Raw genomic sequence first — 21,776 nt, 5'->3', positions numbered from 1 at the left:
AATTGCCCCGAGAATCGACATGTCCGACGACAAACGCGCCAAGCCCGAGAAAAGCAAGTACCCGGTCAACCTGCTCGACACCCCGTTCCCGATGCGCGGCGACCTGCCCAAGCGCGAACCGCAGTGGGTCAAGCAATGGCAGGAAACGCAGCGCTACCGGAAGATCCGCGAAGCACGCAAGGGCGCCAAGAAGTTCATCCTGCACGACGGCCCGCCGTATGCCAACGGCGACATCCACATCGGACACGCCGTCAACAAGATCCTGAAAGACATGATCGTCAAGGCGCGCGGCCTGTCCGGGCTCGACGCCGTCTACGTGCCTGGCTGGGACTGCCACGGCATGCCGATCGAGATCCAGATCGAGAAGCAGTTCGGCAAGGGGCTTCCGGTGCAGGAGGTGCAGGCCAAGGCGCGCGCCTACGCCACCGAGCAGATTGCCCGCCAGAAAGTCGACTTCCAGCGCCTGGGCGTGCTGGGCGACTGGGACAACCCCTATCTGACCATGAACTTCCGCAACGAGGCCGACGAACTGCGCGCCCTCGGCAAGATCATGGAGAAGGGCTTCGTCTTCCGCGGCCTGAAGCCGGTCAACTGGTGCTTCGACTGCGGCTCGGCGCTGGCCGAGGCCGAAGTCGAGTACAAGGACAAGACCGATCTGTCGATCGACGTCGGCTTCCCCTTCGCCGAGACCGACAAGCTGGCGCACGCCTTCAAGGTGCCGGCCGAGCAGCTCGCCGCCCGCCCCGGCTGGATCGTGATCTGGACCACCACGCCGTGGACCATCCCCTCCAACCAGGCACTGAACGTCCACCCCGAAGTGGAGTACGCACTGGTCGACACCCGGCGCGGCTGGCTGATCCTGGCCACCGAGCGCGTCGAGGAACAACTCAAGATCTACGAACTCGAAGGCAAGGTGGTCGCCACCGCGCGCGGCGCGGCGCTGTCGGAGATCCACTTCCACCATCCGCTGGCCAAGACGGACGCCGGCTACGATCGCCTGTCGCCGATCTACCTGGGCGACTACGTCACCACCGACACCGGCTCGGGCATCGTGCACTCGGCACCGGCCTACGGCGTGGAAGACTTCCAGTCGTGCAAGGCGCACGGCATGCGCGACGCGGACATCATCAGCCCGGTCATGGGCGACGGCGTCTACGCGAGCTGGCTGCCGCTGTTCGGCGGCATGAAGATCTGGGACGCCAACCCGCAGATCGTCGTGGCGCTGAAGGCCTCGGGCAACCTGTTCAACTCGCATAACTACCCGCACAGCTATATGCACTGCTGGCGGCACAAGACCCCGATCATCTACCGCGCTACCTCGCAGTGGTTCGCCGGGATGGACGTGGAGCCCACGGCAGAGAACGGCGAGAGCGGCCCGACCCTGCGCGAGACGGCGCTGGCCGGCATCGAAGCAACCGCCTTCTACCCGTCCTGGGGCAAGCAGCGCCTGCACAATATGATCGCCAACCGGCCCGACTGGACGCTGTCGCGCCAGCGCCAGTGGGGCGTGCCGATGGCTTTCTTCGTCCACAAGGAAACCGGTGCGCTGCATCCGCGCACGCCGGAGCTGCTGGAGGAAGTGGCCAAGCGCGTCGAACAGCACGGCATCGAGGCCTGGCAGGCGCTGGACCCGAAGGAACTGCTGGGCGACGAGGCCGAGCACTATGAGAAGAACCGCGACACGCTGGACGTCTGGTTCGACTCGGGCACCACACACTGGACCGTGATCCGCGGCTCGCACCGGGACGAACTGTACGACCCGTCGGCCGACACGCCGGACGGGCGCCTGGCCGACCTCTACCTGGAAGGCTCGGACCAGCACCGCGGCTGGTTCCACTCCTCACTGCTGACCGCGTCGATGCTGTACGGCAAGCCGCCCTACAAGGCGCTGCTGACGCACGGCTTCACCGTCGACGGCGAAGGCCGCAAGATGTCCAAGTCGATCGGCAATACCGTGTCGCCGCAGGACATCGCCAACAAGATGGGGGCCGAGATCATCCGCCTGTGGGTGGCCTCGACCGACTACTCGGGCGAACTGTCGATCTCCGACGAGATCCTCAAGCGCGTGGTCGAAGGCTACCGCCGCATCCGCAACACGCTGCGCTTCCTGCTGGCCAACCTGACCGACTACGACCATGCCAAGCACGCGCTGCCGCCGTCGGAATGGCTGGAGATCGACCGCTACGCCGTGGCGCTGACTGCCCAGCTGCAGAAGGAAGTGCTGTCGCACTACGACGTGTACGAGTTCCACCCGGTGGTCGCCAAGCTGCAGACCTTCTGCTCGGAAGACCTGGGCGGCTTCTACCTCGACGTGCTGAAGGACCGCCTCTACACCACCGCGCCGGACTCGCGCGCGCGCCGCGCCGCGCAGAACGCGCTGTACCACATCACCCAGTCGATGCTGCACTGGATGGCACCGTTCCTGTCGTTCACCGCCGAGGAGGCGTGGCAGGTGTTCCGCCACGGCACCGGCCACGACGAGACCATCTTCACCAGCACCTACTATGCGACGCCGGCGCTCGACCACGCCGATGGCCTGCTGGAGAAGTGGCACGAAATCCGCACCGTGCGCGCGGAGGTGACCAGGCAGCTCGAGTCGGTGCGCGTGGAGGGCGGTATCGGCTCCTCGCTGCAGGCGGAAGTGTCGATCAGCGCCGGCGGCCCGACCCTGGCCGCGCTGCAAAGCCTGGACGACGACCTGCGCTTCGTGCTGCTGACCTCCGCCGCCACCGTCACGCCGGCGCCGGAAGGCGGTGACCTGCTGGTGACCGTGACGCCGTCGACACACGCCAAGTGCGAGCGCTGCTGGCACTACCGCGAGGATGTCGGCGCCGATACGGCCCACCCCACACTGTGCGGCCGTTGCGTCAGCAACCTGTTCGGCGCCGGCGAACAACGGAGCCACGCCTGATGGCCGCCGCGGGCACGCGCGCGGCGCGTTCGAGCAAGCGCCCGAGCAAGGCGGCAGGCACCACACCCTGGCTGTGGATGGCCTTCGCCCTGCTGGTGGTGATGGCCGACCAGTTCCTCAAGCTGGTCATCGTGCGCAGCTTCGCCTACGGCGAATCGCGCCCGGTGACCGGCTTCTTCAACCTGGTACTGGTCTACAACAAGGGCGCGGCCTTCAGCTTCCTGGCCGACGCCGGCGGCTGGCAGCGCTGGTTCTTCACCGGCCTGGGCGTCGTGGTCGGCCTGTTCATCATCTGGCTGCTGTACCGCCACACCGGCCAGCGGCTGTTCTGCCTGGCCGTGTCGCTGATTCTCGGCGGCGCCGTGGGCAACGTGGTGGACCGCGTGCTCTACGGCCATGTGGTCGACTTCCTCGACTTCTACGCAGGCCGCTACCACTGGCCCGCCTTCAACCTCGCCGACTGCGCCATCACCGTCGGCGCGGCGCTGCTGATCGTCGACGAGCTGCGTCGCGTGCGGCGCCAGTAAGCGCATTGCGGCCCCGGCAACGATGCCCGGGGCCGCGCTCTCCCGACTCCCCTTCCGCGCCGGCGCGGCAGCCCCGGCAGCCCCGGCAGTACCGGCGGCGAGCCGGTATGATGCGGGGTGCCCGGCGCCGCACGCCTGCGGCCATCTTCCCTTTTCCGAGAGCCCACCATGGATTTGCACGGCAAGCACATCGTTCTAGGCCTGACCGGCGGCATCGCCTGCTACAAGTCGGCCGAACTGGTCCGCCTGCTCACCAAGGCCGGGGCCACCGTGCAAGTGGCCATGACCGAGGCGGCAACGCATTTCATCACCCCGGTCACGATGCAGGCGCTGTCGGGACGCCCGGTCTTCCGGTCGCAGTGGGATGACCGCGTCGGCAACAACATGGCCCATATCGACCTCTCGCGGGAAGCCGATGCCATCGTCATCGCGCCCGCCTCCACCGATTTCATGGCGCGCCTGGCCAACGGCCTGTGCGACGACCTGCTCAGCACGCTGTGCATCGCGCGCGACTGCCCGCTGCTGGTGGCGCCGGCCATGAACCGGCAGATGTGGGCCGCGCCGGCCACCCAGCGCAACGTCGCGCAATTGCGCGCGGACGGCGTCACGGTGCTCGGCCCGGGCAGCGGCGACCAGGCCTGCGGCGAGGTCGGCGATGGCCGCATGCTGGAACCCGAGGAACTGCTCGAGGACATCGTCGCTTTCTTCCAACCCAAGGTGCTGGCCGGGCGGCGCGTGCTGATCACCGCCGGCCCCACCTTCGAGGCTATCGACCCGGTTCGCGGCATCACCAACCGCTCGTCCGGCAAGATGGGCTTCGCCATTGCGCGCGCGGCGCGCGAGGCGGGTGCCGAGGTGCACCTGGTGGCCGGCCCGACCGCGCTGCCGACGCCGCGCGGGGTGGCGCGCTCGGATGTGCAGAGCGCGCGCCAGATGCACGATGCCGTGCTGGCCGGGCTGCACGGCAGCGACGTTTTCATCGCGGTGGCGGCCGTGGCCGACTGGCGGCCCGCGCAGGTCGCCGCGCAGAAGCTGAAGAAAGCCAACGACACCGACACGCCGACACTGGAATTCGTGCAGAACCCGGACATTCTCGCCGCCGTCGCCGCGCGGCCCGACGCGCCCTACTGCGTGGGCTTCGCCGCCGAGAGCGAGAACCTGGAGACCTACGGCGAGCAGAAGCGCCAGCGCAAACGCGTGCCCCTGCTGGTCGGCAATATCGGCCATCACACCTTCGGCCTGGACGACAACGAGATCGTGCTGTTCGACGCACAAGGCATGACGCGCCTGCCGCGCGCGGACAAGCTGACGCTGGCACGCCTGCTGGTGGCAGCCATCGCCCAGCGCCTGCCCGCCGGCACCGGAGCGGCATCGTGAGCGCCGCGCCCGTCGGCGACGCCCCGCGGCGCCCCGCCATGCGGCTCTCCGTGCTGGACCAGAGCCCGGTCATCGCCGGGCACAGCGCGCGCGATGCGCTGGCTGCCACCATCGAACTGGCCCAGGCCGCCGACGCGCTCGGCTACACCCGCTACTGGTGCGCCGAGCACCACGGGCTGCATGGCGTCTGCAATCCGGCGCCGGAGGTGATGCTGGCCCGGCTGGGCAGCGTGACCCGGCGCATCCGGCTCGGCTCCGGCGGCGTGATGCTGCCCTACTACAGCCCGTTCAAGGTGGCCGAGCAGTTCCGCATGCTGGAAGCCTTGTTCCCCGGACGCATCGACCTCGGCGTAGGCCGCGCACCCGGCGGCGACATGCGCACGGCCCAGGCCGTGGCCATGGGCGACTACGACCGCGGCGCGCAGTTTGCCGAACAGGTGCGCGACCTGTGCTGGCTGCTCGCCGGAGAAGTCCCGCCGGACCACCTGGCCGAGGGCGTGCTGCTGCAGCCGCAGATCGACACCCGCCCGGAGATCTGGGTGCTGGGCTCGAGCGACTACGGCGGTGCGCTGGCGGCGCAACTCGGCGTGCGCTTTGCCTTCGCCCACTTCATCAACGCGCACGGCGGCCATGCGGTCGCCCGCCATTACCGCGACCATTTCACGCCGGGTTACGAGACGCAGCCCTACAGCGCTGCCGCGGTCTTCGTCATCTGCGCGGACACCGGGGCCGAGGCAGCCGCACTGGAACGCGCCGTCGACCTGCGCCGGCTGCAGATGGCCTACGGTGTCAACGCTCCCATCCCCTCGCTGGCCCAGGCGGCCGGCCATGAGCCCACCGAGCGCGACCGCCTGATCATCGCGCGCGAGCGGCCGCGCACGATCTGCGGCACGCCGGAACAGGTCAGCGAGCGGATGCTGGCGCTGCGCGAGCAGTTCGCGGCCGATGAGCTTGTCGTGCTGAGCGTGGCTGCCAGCTATGCGGCGCGGCTGCGCACCTACGAGTTGCTGGCACAGGCCTTTGCACTGCAGGACGGCGCCTGAGCGCCCCGGCGGCCGCCTACTCTTCCCTCGCTCGGCTATCATCACGGCTCGCCGGCGGCGGGCCGTGCGCCCGCCCCCGCGGCCCCGGGCGACTCGCGCTTCGTGCCGGCCATGTTCCAATCCGCTGCCATTGCGCGGCCTGCCCGCCTTCTGCCCTACACCTTCCGCCCTACCGATTCTCTGCCATGACCGCTGAACTGAACCCGCCCGTCGAAATCAAGGTATTGGACGCTCGTCTGCACGAATGGGGCCTGCCGGCCTACCAGAGCGAGATGGCTGCCGCCATCGACCTGCACGCCTGCCTGGATGCACCGCTCGCGATCGAAGCCGGCACGCCTGCCGTGCTGGTACCGGCTGGCTTCGCCGTGCACATGGGCAATCCCTACATGGCTGCCACCATCGTGCCGCGCTCGGGTCTGGGCCATAAGAAGGGCCTGGTGCTGGGCAATTCGATCGGCGTGATCGATGCCGACTACCAGGGCCAGATCATGGTCAGCGTGTGGAACCGCAATGCCCCCGGCACCGAGCCGATCGTGATCCAGCCGGGCGAGCGCATCGCCCAGATGATGTTCGTGCCGGTACTGCGCCCGGTCTTCTCCACGGTGGAAACCTTCTCGGCCGATACCGAGCGCGGCAGCGGCGGATTCGGCTCCACCGGCGTGCACCACAAGGGAGCATAAGCCCGGGCGCCTGAGCCGGCGCCGGGGGCGCCGGCTCAGGTGGCCTGTTCGAACAGCAGCGCCACCCCGCCGGCCTGGCTGGCCGGCACCAGGCTCTCGTGCGGCCCGAGTTCGGCAGCCTGCACGCCGGCCTCGCGCCACAGGGCACGCGCGGCAGCCAGGTCGGCGGTACGCAGGCGGATCGCCGCGTAGCCCGGCACGCAGCGCTGGACATGCGCCGTACCGGTCGCGGAGGCCAGTGCCTGCGGCGTGCTGATCACCAGCGTCGCGCCGCAGATGGCCAGGCTGCACACATGCTCGCTGAGCTCCGTCAGCTCCGCGCCGGTCAGTTCGGCATAGGCCCGCCCGGTCGCCTCGACCAGCGCAGGCGCCACCACCAGGAACATGGCACCAATAGCGCGCGCCCCGTTGGCGTGTGCCATCCATTCGGGCCGCCACAGCAGTTCGGGGGTACGGTGCTCGCAGGCGAAATAGCGCGCGCCGGGCGCGTCGTCGATGGCCATCACGCGGAAGGTGGCCGGCTGCTCGCTGCCATCCTCCAGCCGCACCGGGCGCGAAAACTCGATCGGATCGGAGGTGTGCCATCCTTCGGCCCGCAGCGCCGCAGCCGTGCCGAAAGCATCGCGGCTCTTGCACGACATGGCGGCACAGCCCCCGCCCGCAGCCTGGGCATCCCAATAGTAGCGCCGGCTGGGGGTGGGTTCGGTCACGTGCAGCAGCTCCAGATAGTCCTGCTCCAGCATGGCGCAGTGATTCTGCGAGCCGAGCGTATGGAAGCCGCGCGGCGTCAGCGTGAAACCGAGCCTGCGCCAGGACTGCGCCGCGGCGTCGAGATCGGGACAGACCACCACGGCGTGGTCGAAGGGTTCCGCACTGCGAGTTGCCATGTCGATACCGTCTCCTCGCCCAGTGAGCTCAATCGAAGCGGATGTTGGCCTTGCGGGCGACGGCCAGCCATTTGTCGTGCTCGCGGCGCACCAGGCGCTCGAGTTCTGCCGGACTGCCCGCCACGATCTCGAAGCCCTGCTGGCCCAAGGCCTCCTGCGCCCGCGGCTGGCGCAGCGCGCCGGCCAGTGCCGCCTGCAGACGGGCCACGGCAGGCGCGGCCATGCCAGCCGGGCCGAACACGCCGATCCAGGAGTAGGCCTCGAAGCCACGAAAGCCCTGCTCGGCCACTGTAGTCACCTGCGCCAGCTCACGCAGGCGGGTGCTGCCGGTGACGCCCAGCACTTTGATGGTCTTGGCGGCAATATGGGCTTGCACGGCCGCATAGCTGCTGAAGAACAGGTCGACTTCGTTCGCCAGCACCGCCTGAACCGCGGGTCCCCCTCCCTTGTAGGGCACATGCAGGAAGCGCACCCCCGCCTCTGTCGCCAGTGCCTCGGCCGCCAGCTGGTTCAGGCTGCCGACGCCGGACGAGGCATAACGCACCGCACCCGGTTCCGCGCGGGCCAGCGCCACCAGCTCCCGCACATTGGCGGCCGGCAGCGACGGATGGGCGGCAATCACCAGGGGGAAGCGCACCAGTTGCGAGATGGGGGTGAAATCGCGGAAGGTGTCGTAGGGCAGGCGCTTGTAGGCAAAGGGATTGATGGCGTGCGTATCGAAAGCCATCAGCAGGGTGTTTCCGTCCGGCCGGGCCCGGGCCACCAGGCTAGAGGCGATCAGCCCGCCCGCGCCAGGCTTGTTGTCGATCACCACGACCTGCCCGAGCGCATTCTTCAAACCCGGCTGCAGTTGCCGCGCGACAATGTCGACGCTCCCGCCGGGAGGAAACGGCAGCACCATCGTGATCGGCCGGCCGTTGCCGGCCCCTGCCTCGCCAACGCCTGAGACGGGGCCCGCCAGGGTCGGCGGCAGGAACGGCAGCGTACCCAGCGGCAGCGATTTGAGCAGCAGGCGGCGCACCTGCCGGCGGTCGTGACTGGACATCGGTGACTCGTGCTAGGAGCGGACGGCGGAGCCGGCGCGAAAAAGCAGGGGCGGCATCACTGCCGCCCCATGTCTCGCCCGAGAATACCACGACTTGCGGGCCACCGGCGCTGAATGCGGCACTTTTGGTGCCCTGGCCGGCCGGAAGAAGCTCAGGCTTCGGCCTTCTGCTCGCTTTCCGGCGCCTCGGGGGGCTCGGCGTCCGCCTCGGCGAAGTCCAGCTTGATGTGTTCTTCGTCGTCGAGGTCCACCATCACCTTGCCGCCGCTCACCAGCTTGCCGAACAGTAATTCGTCGGCCAGCGCCTTGCGGATCATGTCCTGGATCAGGCGCTGCATCGGGCGCGCGCCCATCAGCGGGTCGAAGCCCTTCCTGGCCAGGAACTTGCGCAGCCTGTCGCTGAAGGCGGCGTCCACCTTCTTCTCGTGGAGCTGCTCCTCGAGCTGCATCAGGAACTTGTCCACGACGCGCAGGATGATCTCCTCGTCCAGCGCACGGAAGCTGATGGTGGCATCCAGGCGGTTGCGGAACTCCGGCGTGAACATGCGCTTGATATCTGCCATCTCGTCACCGCGCTCGCGCGTGTTGGTGAAACCGATGGTGGCGCGGTTCATGGTCTCGGCGCCCGCATTGGTGGTCATGATGATGATCACGTTGCGGAAGTCCGCGCGACGGCCGTTGTTGTCCGTCAGCGAGCCATGGTCCATCACCTGCAGCAGGATGTTGAAGATGTCCGGATGCGCCTTTTCGATCTCATCCAGCAGCAGCACGCAGTGCGGCTTCTTGGTGACGGCCTCGGTCAGCAGGCCGCCCTGGTCGAAGCCGACGTAGCCCGGAGGCGCGCCGATCAGGCGGCTGACCGCGTGGCGCTCCATGTACTCCGACATGTCGAAGCGGATCAGCTCGATGCCCATGATGAAGGCAAGCTGCTTGGCCACCTCGGTCTTGCCCACGCCGGTCGGGCCGGAGAACAGGAAGGAGCCGATCGGCTTGTCGGTCTTGCCGAGTCCGGCGCGCGACATCTTGATCGCCGAAGCGAGCGCCTCGATGGCCGGATCCTGCCCGAACACCACCGACTTCAGGTCGCGGTCCAGGGTCTGCAGCTTGCTGCGATCGTCCTGGTTGACGCTCTGCGGCGGGATGCGGGCGATGCGCGAGACGATATCCTCGATCTCGCTCTTGCCGATGGTCTTCTTCTGCTTGGACTTGGGCAGGATGCGCTGGGCGGCGCCTGCTTCGTCGATCACATCGATCGCCTTGTCAGGCAGGTGGCGGTCGGTGATGAAGCGCGCCGACAGTTCGGCCGCCGCGGTCAGCGCCGCTGCCGCGTACTTGACACCGTGGTGCTCCTCGAAGCGTGACTTGAGGCCGCGCAGGATCTGCACGGTCTGGTCGATCGAAGGCTCGACCACATCGATCTTCTGGAAGCGCCGCGACAGCGCCGCGTCCTTCTCGAAGATGCCGCGGTATTCGGTGAAGGTGGTCGCGCCGATGCACTTGAGCTGGCCCGAGGACAGCGCCGGCTTCAGCAGGTTGCTGGCATCCAGCGTGCCGCCCGAAGCGGCGCCGGCACCGATCAGCGTATGGATCTCGTCGATGAAGAGGATCGCATTCGGATTGTCTTTCAGCGACTTCAGCACCCCCTTCAGGCGTTGCTCGAAATCGCCGCGGTACTTGGTCCCGGCGAGCAGCGCGCCCATGTCCAGCGAGTAGACGACCGCTCGCTCGAGGATGTCGGGCACCTCGTTCTTGGTGATGCGCCAGGCCAGGCCCTCGGCGATGGCGGTCTTGCCGACGCCGGCCTCGCCGACCAGCAGCGGATTGTTCTTGCGTCGGCGGCACAGCACCTGGACGACGCGCTCGACCTCGGCCTCGCGGCCGATCAGCGGGTCGATCTTGCCGGCCTTGGCCAGCGCGTTCAGGTTCTGCGTGTACTGCTCCAGCGGGCTTTCCTTGCCGTCGCCGCCCTCGCCCTCGGCATTGCCCTCGCCCTGCTTGGCGGGCTCGGCCTGGTCCTTGCGGATGCCGTGGCTGATGAAATTGACGACGTCCAGCCGGGTCACGCCCTGCTGCTGCAGGTAGTAGACGGCATGGGAGTCCTTCTCGCCGAAGATGGCTACCAGCACGTTGGCGCCGGTGACCTCCTTCTTGCCGTTCGAGGTCGACTGCACATGCATGATGGCGCGCTGGATCACGCGCTGGAAGCCCAGCGTCGGCTGGGTGTCGACCTCGTCGGTGCCTGGCACTACCGGCGTGTTGTCGGCGATGAAGTTCTTCAGACTGGTGCGCAGATCCTCGATATTGGCCGCGCAGGCGCGCAAGACTTCGGCTGCGGTGGGGTTGTCAAGCAACGCCAGCAGCAGATGCTCCACGGTGATGAACTCGTGGCGTGCCTGCCTGGCCTCGACAAACGCCATATGCAGGCTGACTTCCAATTCTTGCGCAATCATGCTTCCTCCATCACACACTGCAGGGGGTGGCCCGCCTGCCGCGCGTGGGTTGACACCAGCTCGACCTTCGTCGCCGCGATATCCCTGGTATAGATACCGCAGACGCCTTTCCCTTCCCGATGCACCGTGAGCATGATCTGCGTCGCCGTTTCTCGGTCCCTGCTGAAATATTGTTGCAGGATCATGACGACAAACTCCATCGGAGTGTAGTCGTCGTTCAGAAGCACCACCTTGTACATGGCGGGCGGTTTGAGCGCCTGCTCTTTCCGCTCCAGTACAGTGTCCGCTCCGCGTTGTGGGACATTCGCCAGCCTCGTAGCCATGGCTTTATTCTAACCCTTACTCACAACTCTGCAATTTGGGGAGAAGCACCGGGATTCAAGGGCCGCCCGGACAAAAGGCAGCCGGCCACACACCGCCTGCCGGGACCGGCACGCCCCGGGGCCGCCGCGCAGGCGCGACGCCGTTCCATTCCTGCCACACCCGCTCAGGAGTGGGGATTCTGCCAGCTTGACAGTGCGAAACTTTGACCGAAGAATCAAAAGTGCATCCTTGTCTGGTTCAACGAGCCAAACGATCCATCCGGACGGGGAGCTTGGTGGGCAGGGAGGCCCATCGACCCCGATCCCTCGGGAACGACCGTCACGCTTCACGCAAGGTCCGAGCCGTCGCCACCGGCCGCGCCCGTCCCGGGCCGCTGCCTTGGCCGGAGCGGGCGTGCGGGCGCCGTGCGGCCGCTCAACAGGCTTCCCCGCTTGATATCTGTTTCTTTGTTGGGGGAGTTTATGGCAAGCGGTATCGTCAAATGGTTCAACGACGCCAAGGGTTTCGGGTTCATCAAGCCCGACGATGGTGAAGAAGAGCTGTTTGCGCATTTCTCGGCGATCCAGATGAATGGCTTCAAGACCCTGAAGGAAGGCCAGCGCGTCTCCTTCGAGATCGTGCAAGGCCCCAAGGGCAAGCAGGCCACCAACATCCAGGACGCGTCCTGAGGGCGCCGGCCGTACCCGCCCGACAGAGCGCGAGACGGCCCAAGGAAATGCGGTACCCCCGGAACGGGAAACGCCGGGAGGCGACAGGCAGGCCCGCGCCGCGATACGCGGCCGGCAGCCCCGACCTTCCAGCGAACATCGGCGGTACGCTGCCGCATCCGACAAGAAAGCCCGGCCCGAGCGGCCGGCTTTTTTATTTCACCATGACTCCAGCCCGGTACTGCGCTGGACTACGCCAAGGCTTGATACAGCAGGTTTATCAATGACTTAGGCGAGTTCATCATATGCCGGTGCTTTCCGAAACTTGACCTGACTTTCCCTCTACTGGCCCCTAGAAGGCTCCTGGGAACCGGGTCTTTCCAAGGAGTCATCATGGCAAAAATCAAACTCACCAAGTCCGCTGTCGATGCGGCACACCCCCAGGCGCAGGCCGTCGAACTCCGGGATACGTTGGTTCCCGGCTTCTTGTGCAAGATTACCCCGTCGGGCCGCAAGGTGTTCATGCTCCAGTACCGGACGAACGCTGGCGAGCGCCGCAAGCCCGCCTTGGGTCAGTACGGGGAACTGACCGTCGAACAGGCCCGTTCGCTCGCGCAAGAATGGCTGGCCCAGGTACGCCGGGGTGGTGATCCCGGCGCAGCCAAGACGGAAGCACGCAAAGCGCCCACCGTCGAAGAGTTGTGCAAGAAGTTCATGGAGGACCACTCCAAGAAGCGCAACAAGCCCAGCACCCGAGTCGGCTATCAAGGTGTCATCGACCGCTGCATCATCCCGTTGTTGGGCCGCAAGAAGGTCCACGACGTGAAGCGGCCTGACATTGCCGGACTGATGGAAAAGCTTTCCTACAAGCAGACCGAGGCGAACAAGGCGTTCAGCATCCTGCGCAAGATGTTCAATTTGGCTGAGGTGTGGGGCTATCGGCCTGACGGCACCAATCCCTGCCGCCATGTCCCAATGTTCCCTGCCGGCAAGTCCACCCACCTTATCAGCGACGAGGACATGGGAAAACTTTTCCGGCAGCTCGACAAGATCGAGGCCGAGGGGCTGGAGAACTACGTCATCCCGTTGGCGATCCGCCTGCAATTCGAGTTTGCCGGCCGCCGTGGCGAAATCGTCTCGCTCGAATGGGAATGGATCGATCTGGAAAACCGCCGCGTCGTCTGGCCTGACAGCAAGACCGGCGGTATGTCCAAGCCCATCAGCGAGGAAGCCTACCGGCTGCTTTCGACGGCGCCGAGGCAGGAAGGCAATCCTTACGTCCTGCCGTCGCCGCGCCATCCAGGGCAACACCTGACCACGGGCGAGTATTACGGCGGCTGGAGCCGTGCGCTCAAAGCGGCGGGGGCAACGCATGTGGGGACGCACGGCATCCGCCACCGCTCGGCGACCGACATTGCCAATTCGGGTATCCCGGTCAAGGTCGGCATGGCCCTGACGGCGCACAAGACCGTGGTGATGTTCATGCGCTACGTCCACACCGAGGACAAGCCCGTGCGGGAAGCCGCCGAACTGGTGGCGAATCGACGCAAGTCGGTCGTCAGCATGCATCAAGAACCGAAAGAGGTGACCGCATGATCAGAGGCCAGCAATCCACCTTGCCGCCCCAATTGTCGTATCACCGCTACGACAATTGGCTCAGTGGCCATCACCGCCTGCGTATCGTACTAAGCACTGGAAAAGTGTGCCCGTTTCGGGTATAGTTTGAAGGTCAAGATGACGCGCATCCTCAAACGAAAGGATTTTGCGCGGTGGCAGGCGGGCGAAAAGCTGTCCGATGCCGCCTTGTGCAAAGCGGTTCAGGAGATGGAAAGCGGTCTGATTGACGCGGACTTGGGCGGCTTCCTTTACAAGAAACGGGTTGCCCGCCCTGGTGGTGGCAAGAGTGGCGGCTACCGCACGTTATTGTCGGCCCGGATCGGCAGCCGCTATGTGTTCCTGCATGGGTTCCCCAAGAGCGACAAGGCGAACATTACGCAGGACGAGAAGAAGGCACTGCAATTCGCCGGCAAGGTGTTCCTGGAACTGTCCGCCGAAGCATTGTCGAAGGCGTTGCAGTCAGGCGTGTTATTGGAGGTGCATTGTGAGCAAGATCATTGAATCCCTGCGTGGCGATCTGGCCGCGCTCCACGAAGCGGGAGCGATCGGCAAGGTAACGATGCGCGAGTTCGACGCAATCTGCCCGCCGCCGGTGCGGGAGTTCAGTGCTTTCGATATCAAGCGGCTGCGTGAAGCCTTGAAGTTTAGCCAGCCGGTGTTCGCTCTTCATCTACACACGTCGGCCTCGACCGTGCGCAAGTGGGAACAAGGCGAAACCCATCCCACGGGGCCAGCGCTCAAACTGCTCAACGTCATCGCCGACAAGGGCCTGCAGGCCATCATCTGATGCCTGACGAGGGAGACAGGCATTGGCGACGCGAATTACCCCTTTCAACTCACAGCATCTTGAAGCCGCCTGCCGCGTGCTCGCCGATACCGAACGCGGTCTGAGCGGTACACAGATCGAGCGGCTGCTGCAGGAAATCGAGGTTGCCGACACGTCGCCCGGCATGACAAAGTGGAAGCGGTTGTTCAATGCGCTGGCCGGTGCGCAGAACCACCACCAGATCGGCAACCATCTCATCATGTTCATCAACCGCGCGATGAACCCGGTGAACTACGCCCGCGATCCCGCGACGTTCGCTTGGCGGCGCGACGAACTCAATGTCGTCCTTGCCTTCTCCGGTTTCTACGTGCGCGATGACGGCAAGGTTGCTCACGCCGATAAGGCCACGACGCTTGATGCCGCCCGCGCCCGCGCGGGACGACTCAAGGCCGCACTGGAAAGCCGCGTCGTCCATGCGGAAGTGCTGAACTACTGCCGCGCCGAGTTGCTGGAGGAAAACTACTTCCATGCCGTGTTCGAGGCAACGAAAGGTGTTGCGGAGCGGATTCGCCTGCTGTCGGGCCTGAACGGCGACGGCGCGGACTTGGTGAACAAGGCATTCGCAGGCCAGCAACCCGTTCTCGCCTTGGGACCGCTCACCACCGAGTCCGAAAAGAGCGAGCAGAAAGGCTTTGCCAACCTGCTGATCGGCTTATTTGGCGCCGTGCGCAATCCGCTGGCCCATGCGCCCAAGACGAATTGGCCCATGTCCGAACAGGACGCACTGGACATCCTGACGCTGGTATCGCTGATTCACCGCAAGCTGGATGGCACCACGAAATTAGCGGCCGTATCGCCGTAAGTGAGAGACAGGAATGGACGAGGCGATCGTTGTCTTCTCTCGAAAAGGGATTTTCCAGACCACGATTGCCGCGCGCGACGTTCGCAGCCGGGAACATGCGCGCAAGCTGTGGCCCTTGGTGTCTCCAGGCGCAGAGCGCCAGATGGTGACATGGGTCAGCCCCTCCTTTGAAAGCGGGAAGCTGCGTCGGCGATCCCATTTCCGCGTACTTCCTGCCCAGCACACCTTTAACCCCAAAGCGCACTTCGACGATGAAGAAGCCAGCCGATGGCGCGCCGTGCAGGAAAGTCCTGAACACCGGCGGGCGAAAGAACTTGTCGCGGCCGAACTCTCACGACGTTTGAATGCCGGGCTTGCGATGCCGTGGGCGTTCAAGGATATGGATGCGTCGGACTATCCGCTGGAAGGCAACTTGTTGCTCGGCGCCGACCAGGTGGCAACCGAGCATCCCCTGGAGACGCCATTCGGCAGCAAATTCCGGCTCGACGTTGCCGTGCTCGGCCCCCCGGTCCAGGCTGAACCGATGGTGCTGGGCGGCGTTGAAATCGAACTCGGCCACGCCTTCGACGGGCGCAAGGCTCTTATCGGGAAGTCGCTCGGATTCCCGCTCATCTCCATCGACATCACCGAGATGACGCTGGACGAACTCACGCCCGAGTGGGCACGGCAGGTATTGACTGCGACCACGCGGAGCCACGAGCAAGGACGCCGGCAGACCTACATCTATCTCCACGACCTGCTGTACCCCCTCTACGCGCAATTGCCGGCGTTTCTGGACGACGAGCAGCGCCATCAGTTCCTTGTGTTTGCCGACGATGAGACCCTGAACAAGTTGGTGCGCTGGATGAACCTGCTCGCCGAAAAGCTGGAGTACCCGAAGGGTACGGTCGCCGTTGCCTTGGTCAATGGCAAGAACGAACAGTCGCGCAAGATGCTGGAACGCGCGGGACAAGTCGTTGGCCCCGACTGGAGCGAGTTCAACGGCCAGCGATGCCTACGACTGACCCTGCCGCGTCCCAAAGGCCCGGCGGATCTCCAGGCCCATCGCTTCCACATGACGATGGCGCGCATCCTGCTGTCGCACACTGATTCGCTCGTTGGCTACAAGTATTGCAACGGCGTAGACAACCACCACCCTGAAGAAGACGTGTGGGTTGCGCATCGCTGGATCGCCGACTTGAAAACCCATACCCAGCATCGCGTCTTGCCGAAGCGGCTGGCTGAACCGATCAACAGATTGATCGCGGTGGTTTCGGACCTGCATCGCAATCACGCGGCTGCCAGCCAAGAGGCGTGACCATCCCCCGTCGGAAGTCAGCCGATAGGCAAGCATTCCTGCGGAGTTACGCGCCTATTTGCAAAGAGCATTGAATCTCAGTCCGTAGTCGGTTTTGAGGCTCTTTTCCGCGGGGCCGAAGAAGGCAAAGACGGCAAGCACTCAAACAAGCGTTCTGCATAGACGAACCCCATCCGTCTGACCGCGCCCTGATCGAAATACAGCAGCCAAGCGGCAAGTAATGCCAGCGAAATGAGCAGTGTCAAGCCTGCGGCAAGCCCCGGATCGGCAAGGTGCTCTAGGTTAAAATGAGGAGGTACTACCTGCAGAATCTTTGCAATCAGCAATCCGTAGACGATGCCCAGGAGGCACGACACGATGCCGGCAGGCTTCATTGCCAGCATATTGCGGTGAAATCCGTAGGCGATGTTCTCTTTCAGCAAGAGCTGCTTGTTGGAACGCGTGAGTTCGCGAAGCCGCTTTGTGGCGCCAACGTAGATGTCGTCTGCCTTGTCAGGGCTTGCTGATTCTTCTTCTGCCGTTGGCATGGCGATGCCCAGCTTGGCCGTGATCGCCGTGTGGTAGCGCTGCTTGCTGACACCATCGAGAAACTTGTCGCGATGGCGTAACGCGATGGTTGTCGGCATACCGCCCCACCTTGCAACCAGGATCTCTTCAAGCTTCTTCCCGCGCCCGCGAGCTACGCTCGCAAGCGCATAAATGGCACCGCAGCCACCAAGCAAGCCGATCACGCCTGTAAGTACCGGGTGCTTTGCGCCGTAGACGCACAACAAAGGAACGAGCAGCGGTAACGCTACAAGAAGTCCTGGGATTACGCGCGCCTTGCGCTCATAGGGGTCTTTGACCAGTTCAAAAATAGTTGTCATGGGCGTTCAGCTTTGGGCCGACAAGGCATCAATATAGGGTTGAATTTCATCGCGGTTCTTTAAAGTGATCTGCTGCGCGAGAGGGTCGGGTGCTTCCTTGGTATGCAAGCCCAAACGCCTCAGCGTGTAATACAAAAACGCTTGGCGGCATGGAAGTTTGACCTGTCCGTCTTCCATTCCATAGTCCAACTCCAGGACTCGTTTCTTGGCAGCGGGCAAATCGGGGTGCGGTGCAAGCACCAGCGTCAAGAGAGTTTGCCAGTGCGAATCTTGGCTGGCGTCCACTTGGCTCGCTTCGAAGCCGTCGATGCGCAGGATTCGGGCGAGGACGAAATCACTGAAGCGCTGGCGTTTGTGGCAAAACGCGCGCATGTGCCAGCGAAAACCGTCATTACCAAGGGCGTGGGGAGACAGCAGACGAACCGATTCGTCCATGGACGTCATGGACTGGTAGCTCACCCAAATGGCTTCCTGCTGCCGAATTGCCCGGACCACTGCTTCGACGGTCTGTTCATTGATCGTGCGCCAGGGGGACGGCGCCCAATCTGCCTCAAGTGCTGAGCCGATAAAGCTGGCCGCAGGCTCGATGACTCCCATCTTGGTGGCCAGCAGCTCCGCTAGATAGTGTTGCGCCGAACTTCGTTGGTAAAGCGGGTGAAAACTCGGCGCTGCCGTGTAGGTCTTGGAACTGCGGTCGTAAGTCAGGTTGCTCGGCGCCAACTCCGTGTACTTGGCAATGTCCAGTGACGCCTGGGGAACCGATATGCCGAAGTGCTCAGTGAGATCCATTCGATTAATGTGCCGTTCCCAGCGCAAACGGAAATCGATGAATTGAAGTCTGCTTTCCAACCCCCAACTTAGCCCTTTGGGCTCAGCAGGATTGGCGGCAGTGACAGAGGGCTCTTGCATCAGTTGCGCCTAAAAAGTAGACGGATATAAAAAATAGTCGTACATTAACTATACGCGATCATCCTTCGGTCGTCTACCCGGAGCCCCAATGCCCACAACCATCACGTTTTTTCCCGTCGACAACGGGGACATGACCCTCATCAAGTTCGGCGACCTCGACGCAACCACCCTGCTGATCGACGTAAACATCAGGCAAGACGCCGACGACCCTGACGGTGAGGCGCGCGATGTCGCCAAGGATCTGCGCGACCGACTGAAGAAAGATGAGAACGGCAGGCCGTATGTCGATGCGTTCCTGCTGAGCCACCCGGACCAGGACCATTGCCGAGGCCTGACGCGGCACTTCCACCTGGGGCCGCTGGACAAGTATCCGGATGACAAGAAGGACGACAAGGACAAGAAGATCGTGATCCGCGAGATATGGTCGTCTCCGATCGTGTTTCGACGCGCCAGCAAGACGCACACCTTGAGTGACGACGCCAAGGCATTCAACACGGAGGCGCGTCGGCGCGTACAGCTGAACCGCGACAAGAATTTCGTCGTCGGGAACGGCGACCGCATTCAGATCATGGGCGAGGACATCGACGGAAAAACCGATGATCTCACCTCGATTGTGCGGAAGGTGGACACGCGCTTCTCGACGATCAATGGCAAGAGTTCCGCATTCTTCTCCGCGATTCTTCTGGCACCCTTGGACGCCCAGGACGACGAAGAAGAGGAAGAGTGCCTGGTCAAGAACCAGTCCAGCGTGATCTTGAACTTCACATTGGCCGCTGATGCTCAGACGCCGGATGGCGCAAAATTCCTTACTGGTGGCGATGCCGAAGTATTTATCTGGAACCGCCAGTGGCAGCGCCACAAGGCCGAAGCCGATGTGCTTGAGTACGACATCATGCAGGCGCCACATCACTGTTCCTGGCATTCGCTGTCCTATGACAGTTGGTCGGACTACCGCGAAAAGGCCAAACTTGATGCCGACGCTCGCAAGGCGCTTTCGCAGACCCGCAACGGTGCCGTCATCGTCGCCAGTTGCAAGCCGATCGCAGACGACGACAGCGATCCGCCCTGCATCCGCGCAAAGCGTGAATACGTAGCAATCGTGGACGAAGTAAAAGGCGACTTTTACTGCACGGGCGAATATCCGAGCGAAAAATCCGTGGAGCCCCTCGTTTTCACCGTCACCGCTCAGGGTGTGCAGCCTCCCTCGAAGAAGGAAGCCGGATCGAAGGCCGCCGCCGTGATCACCTCCGCGCGCGCGCCCATGCCACACGGGGCATCATGACGGGCACCATCGCGGACGCACTGCATCAACTTCAGCGGCACAGGGGCCTTGTCCGCGTTGGCGAGCCAAGGAAAAGTGGTGAATCGACGCAGATTGAAGTCGATGTTGCTGTTGAATTGCCGAGCAGGTCTCGGCGCAATGGCGTATCCGGGACCGGAGTGCGCTCGGTCGAGACATGCGTTCTGGTATTCGGCAGTGACTGGCCCATGTCTGCACCCAAGCCTTTCTTGCGTGCGGACTTCCCACTCAACTTGCCGCACATCAATCCTCATCGCGAAGGCGAGTTGGTCTCGCCTTGTCTGTTCGAGGGATCGTTGGACGAGCTGCTGCATCGGTTTGGTCTGGACGCCATCGTCGATCAGTTGATCGTTTGGTTGCACAAGGCCGCAGCCGGGACGTTGCTGGACCTTGAACAGGGGTGGGAGCCGACTCGTCGAGACAGTTGTCCTTCGACCCTTGTATTCAGTGCCGAGAATGTCGCGGCCGCCGCTCCCGCTGACGGCACGATTTTGGTGGTTCCCGCAGGCTACGTGACGATTGATGGCGGGCTATACGCCATCGTCAATGCCGAACTGACTGCTCAAGTCGATCCTGTGTTCTATCAGGAGGTTCACAACGACAAGTTGGGTAAATGGGGAAATGGCCATACCGCAGCCTTCATTGCGCGGGCTCCAATAACCGACGGCAACCCGCATGTGGTCGGCCACTATCAACCCGAGACGGTTGTCGATCTCGCGACGTTGCTTGATCGAGCAGCGGAACTCGGCGTCGATCGTGACGCTTTGGCTCAAGGCTTGGACGGCTACTATGGACGTTCGATTCTGGATATGCAGCAAGACTCGCGTGGCTGGACGCATGGCTTGTATGCGATTGTGATTCTGACTGTTCAAAGGCCAGCGTCGCTTGTGGGCTCACCGGGGAGAAGTATCGAGGTATTGCCCTACGTGGTGCGCTATGAACTCAACGCTCAATCGCTCCTGGAGCGAAACGCCACGGTTCACCCGGCTTTTCACGCACATGCGTTGTCTCCCGAACTGCTGGCAAGAACGTCCGGCATTCCATCTGCGGCCACATCGCAGCCGCTGGTCTTGCTCGGCTGCGGAAGCGTGGGGTCGAAAATCGCGATGCAACTGGGGCGAGCGGGTTTCGGCTCAATGACCTTCGTCGATAACGAGTCCATGTCGCCTCACAACGCGGCCCGGCATGCACTCATTGAGCGGGCATCGGTGCTGGTCCCACCTCGGAAGTCGGCGCTGATGAAGACGGCCTTTGAGTCGCTGTCGCATCTTCAATCGCAAGCGTTCGACACCGACGCAGTGACTCTCTTGGTCGATGCTGCGCAGTTTGCTGCAACCGTTCCGCAGGATGCGGCCCTCATCGTGGATGCGACAGCCTCACTTCAGGTGTTGGCCGCAGAAACGCAATCAACGGCGCTGAACCAATCCCCTGCGCGGTTGGCACGGATCGTCATGTATGGCCAGGGGCGCTGTGTCGCGGTTTTGCTTGAAGGGCCTGGTCGCGCCGGTCGGGTTGACGATCTTACGGCATTCTTGTTCGAGTGCTGTCGGTTTGTGCCGGAACTGCGGGCGTCGATTGCTGGCGATACGTCTGAGCCGACGCGTATTTTTGTGGGCGACAACTGCCGTTCACTGACGATGCCAATGTCCGATGCCGTTGTTTCGCGTTCTGCTTCATTAGCTGGCCTGCAACTGGAACGCTGGCTCGTTGGCGGACTCCCGAAGGAGGCGACGCTTTGCGCCGGGGTCTCGGATACCGAAGGCCTCGGCATGGCATGGACCAGCACCAGCCTCGGCCCGACCACTGTGCTCAACGTAGCAGACGATGGTGGCTGGAACATTCGGATTCTGCACCCTGTCGTGCAAGCGATCCATGCTGATGCGCTGCGCTGGGGCGCTCTGGAAACAGGTGGAGCCTTGGTCGGTCGTATCTCGTTTGAGAATCGAACCATCACCATTGCTGGCCTCGTGGATGCGCCGCCTGACAGCATTCGGGAGGCCGCCCGCTTCGTCCTTGGGACGAATGGGCTTGTTCAAAATTTGCGCACAGCGAATGGAACCTCTTTGGGGTATCTGGCCTTCATCGGCACTTGGCATAGCCACCCGAAAGGCGGCGCACATTCGGGCATAGACCGAAATACGTTGCGCGGCATCGCCGAGGATGCTGGCGGCCTTCCCGCCGTGTCGTTGGTATGGACTCCGACAGGACTCAGGTGTGCGGTGGATCGCTGGTAAAGGCAAAGCCGCCGGCACTTTCTTGGCATAAAAC

Annotated in this window: 19 protein-coding genes; 13 read left to right on the top strand and 6 right to left on the bottom strand. The window is 63.8% G+C overall.

The genetic code is table 11. From position 1 onward, the window contains the following. Nucleotides 1-19: 19 nt before the first annotated feature. The 5 genes from ileS (at nucleotide 20) to dut (ending at nucleotide 6,538) form a co-directional block, all read left to right on the top strand. On the top strand, nucleotides 20-2,911 hold the full coding sequence (gene ileS, locus BKK79_RS14685) for an isoleucine--tRNA ligase (protein WP_071037930.1): 2,892 nt from the start codon (nucleotides 20-22) through the stop codon (nucleotides 2,909-2,911). Further along, nucleotides 2,911-3,438, top strand: coding sequence for a signal peptidase II (lspA, locus tag BKK79_RS14680; protein ID WP_071015188.1), 528 nt, complete (start codon nucleotides 2,911-2,913; stop codon nucleotides 3,436-3,438). Before ileS ends, lspA begins: the two co-directional genes overlap by 1 nt. A 168-nt stretch (nucleotides 3,439-3,606) precedes the next feature. Further along, nucleotides 3,607-4,815: a bifunctional phosphopantothenoylcysteine decarboxylase/phosphopantothenate--cysteine ligase CoaBC gene (gene coaBC / locus BKK79_RS14675; protein WP_071037929.1), complete on the top strand. Its 1,209-nt coding sequence runs from the start codon at nucleotides 3,607-3,609 to the stop codon at nucleotides 4,813-4,815. 38 nt (nucleotides 4,816-4,853) lie between these two features. Continuing rightward, nucleotides 4,854-5,858 carry an LLM class flavin-dependent oxidoreductase gene (locus BKK79_RS14670; RefSeq protein WP_071016565.1) on the top strand — a complete coding sequence of 335 codons (1,005 nt, stop codon included), beginning with the start codon at nucleotides 4,854-4,856 and terminating at the stop codon, nucleotides 5,856-5,858. 185 nt (nucleotides 5,859-6,043) lie between these two features. Continuing rightward, a complete protein-coding gene (gene dut, locus BKK79_RS14665) occupies nucleotides 6,044-6,538 on the top strand; it encodes a dUTP diphosphatase (protein WP_071037928.1) in 495 nt (164 codons plus the stop codon). 35 nt (nucleotides 6,539-6,573) lie between these two features. Here dut and BKK79_RS14660 read toward each other — a convergent pair whose 3' ends face one another. The 4 genes from BKK79_RS14660 to clpS all read right to left on the bottom strand — a co-directional run bounded on the left by BKK79_RS14660 (nucleotide 6,574) and on the right by clpS (nucleotide 11,243). Continuing rightward, the gene (locus BKK79_RS14660; protein ID WP_071037927.1) at nucleotides 6,574-7,425 is read right to left on the bottom strand and encodes a VOC family protein; all 852 of its coding nucleotides are present in this window, start codon (nucleotides 7,423-7,425) and stop codon (nucleotides 6,574-6,576) included. Nucleotides 7,426-7,453: 28 nt separating this feature from the next. Beyond that, on the bottom strand, nucleotides 7,454-8,470 hold the full coding sequence (locus BKK79_RS14655; RefSeq protein ID WP_071037926.1) for a tripartite tricarboxylate transporter substrate binding protein: 1,017 nt from the start codon (nucleotides 8,468-8,470) through the stop codon (nucleotides 7,454-7,456). Between the two features lie 152 nt (nucleotides 8,471-8,622). Further along, nucleotides 8,623-10,920, bottom strand: a complete 2,298-nt coding sequence (gene clpA / locus BKK79_RS14650) for an ATP-dependent Clp protease ATP-binding subunit ClpA (protein WP_071015202.1) — start codon at nucleotides 10,918-10,920, stop codon at nucleotides 8,623-8,625. Continuing rightward, a complete protein-coding gene (gene clpS / locus BKK79_RS14645; protein ID WP_071015205.1) occupies nucleotides 10,917-11,243 on the bottom strand; it encodes an ATP-dependent Clp protease adapter ClpS in 327 nt (108 codons plus the stop codon). Before clpS ends, clpA begins: the two co-directional genes overlap by 4 nt. A gap of 462 nt (nucleotides 11,244-11,705) precedes the next feature. On the opposite strand from clpS, the gene BKK79_RS14640 reads away from it, so the two are divergent. From BKK79_RS14640 to BKK79_RS14615, 6 genes are all read left to right on the top strand, one after another. Further along, the gene (locus BKK79_RS14640; RefSeq protein WP_071015208.1) at nucleotides 11,706-11,912 is read left to right on the top strand and encodes a cold-shock protein; all 207 of its coding nucleotides are present in this window, start codon (nucleotides 11,706-11,708) and stop codon (nucleotides 11,910-11,912) included. 372 nt (nucleotides 11,913-12,284) lie between these two features. Continuing rightward, nucleotides 12,285-13,487: a tyrosine-type recombinase/integrase gene (locus tag BKK79_RS14635; RefSeq protein ID WP_023110663.1), complete on the top strand. Its 1,203-nt coding sequence runs from the start codon at nucleotides 12,285-12,287 to the stop codon at nucleotides 13,485-13,487. A gap of 138 nt (nucleotides 13,488-13,625) precedes the next feature. Then, nucleotides 13,626-14,009, top strand: coding sequence for a type II toxin-antitoxin system RelE/ParE family toxin (locus BKK79_RS14630; RefSeq protein WP_014703508.1), 384 nt, complete (start codon nucleotides 13,626-13,628; stop codon nucleotides 14,007-14,009). Further along, nucleotides 13,993-14,295, top strand: a complete 303-nt coding sequence (locus BKK79_RS14625; RefSeq protein WP_014703509.1) for a helix-turn-helix domain-containing protein — start codon at nucleotides 13,993-13,995, stop codon at nucleotides 14,293-14,295. The genes BKK79_RS14630 and BKK79_RS14625 overlap by 17 nt, the downstream gene beginning before the upstream one ends. Before the next feature lie 22 nt (nucleotides 14,296-14,317). Then, nucleotides 14,318-15,136 (top strand): TIGR02391 family protein, encoded by an 819-nt coding sequence (locus BKK79_RS14620; RefSeq protein WP_014703510.1) that lies wholly within the window; start codon nucleotides 14,318-14,320, stop codon nucleotides 15,134-15,136. 13 nt (nucleotides 15,137-15,149) lie between these two features. After that, nucleotides 15,150-16,433 carry a hypothetical protein gene (locus BKK79_RS14615; RefSeq protein ID WP_014703511.1) on the top strand — a complete coding sequence of 428 codons (1,284 nt, stop codon included), beginning with the start codon at nucleotides 15,150-15,152 and terminating at the stop codon, nucleotides 16,431-16,433. Between the two features lie 77 nt (nucleotides 16,434-16,510). Here the strand turns inward: BKK79_RS14615 and BKK79_RS14610 are convergent, their stop codons facing one another. Together BKK79_RS14610 and BKK79_RS14605 are read right to left on the bottom strand one after the other, a co-directional pair. Further along, on the bottom strand, nucleotides 16,511-17,299 hold the full coding sequence (locus tag BKK79_RS14610; RefSeq protein WP_014703512.1) for a hypothetical protein: 789 nt from the start codon (nucleotides 17,297-17,299) through the stop codon (nucleotides 16,511-16,513). Nucleotides 17,300-17,305: 6 nt separating this feature from the next. Then, nucleotides 17,306-18,208, bottom strand: coding sequence for a WYL domain-containing protein (locus tag BKK79_RS14605; RefSeq protein ID WP_014703513.1), 903 nt, complete (start codon nucleotides 18,206-18,208; stop codon nucleotides 17,306-17,308). Nucleotides 18,209-18,296: 88 nt separating this feature from the next. Here BKK79_RS14605 and BKK79_RS14600 point away from each other — a divergent pair, with 88 nt between their 5' ends. Together BKK79_RS14600 and BKK79_RS39020 are read left to right on the top strand one after the other, a co-directional pair. Further along, nucleotides 18,297-19,490 carry a hypothetical protein gene (locus tag BKK79_RS14600; RefSeq protein ID WP_023110661.1) on the top strand — a complete coding sequence of 398 codons (1,194 nt, stop codon included), beginning with the start codon at nucleotides 18,297-18,299 and terminating at the stop codon, nucleotides 19,488-19,490. Then, entirely contained in the window at nucleotides 19,487-21,742 is a 2,256-nt protein-coding gene (locus BKK79_RS39020; protein ID WP_014703516.1) for a ThiF family adenylyltransferase, read from the top strand. The genes BKK79_RS14600 and BKK79_RS39020 overlap by 4 nt, the downstream gene beginning before the upstream one ends. Nucleotides 21,743-21,776: the final 34 nt, after the last annotated feature.

It is taken from the genome of Cupriavidus sp. USMAA2-4 (assembly GCF_001854305.1).
Classification (GTDB): Bacteria; Pseudomonadota; Gammaproteobacteria; order Burkholderiales; family Burkholderiaceae; genus Cupriavidus; species Cupriavidus malaysiensis.
This window is presented reverse-complemented; position numbering and strand designations above follow the sequence as displayed.